Source organism: Paraburkholderia sp. SIMBA_027, assembly GCF_046535315.1.
Classification (GTDB): Bacteria; Pseudomonadota; Gammaproteobacteria; order Burkholderiales; family Burkholderiaceae; genus Paraburkholderia; species Paraburkholderia tropica.
In genome coordinates, this window is the sequence record NZ_JAWRWY010000536.1 from 1 (window position 1) to 274 (window position 274).

Annotated in this window: 1 protein-coding gene; it reads right to left on the bottom strand. The window is 60.2% G+C overall.

Features of this window, described 5'->3' with window-relative positions; genetic code table 11:
• Positions 1-4: 4 nt before the first annotated feature.
• The coding region (locus tag SB764_RS40140) for a hypothetical protein (protein ID WP_410866772.1) at positions 5-274 on the bottom strand (270 nt) is incomplete at its 5' end.

Here is a 274-nt window from a genome sequence, read left to right on the forward strand (position 1 = left end):
AGGCTCAGCCCATCAATCCGGCCTCCACATTGATGCGCTCCACACGGGTGCCCTTGCTAATCTCCGCGGCATGCTGATAGCTGACCTCAGCACGCCAGACTCGCCGCGCTTCCAACCAGCGCCACTGCAGCGGCTTCCCTGCCTCCTGCTCGGCGGCAGCTTTTGCAGCATCAAGACTTTGCATCGTGCACAACCGATCTACAGGGTGGACGGCATCGCCGTCTGGCGAGAACCCCAGGTCCAAAAAGTACATGGTCGTCATGGTCTTACTCCT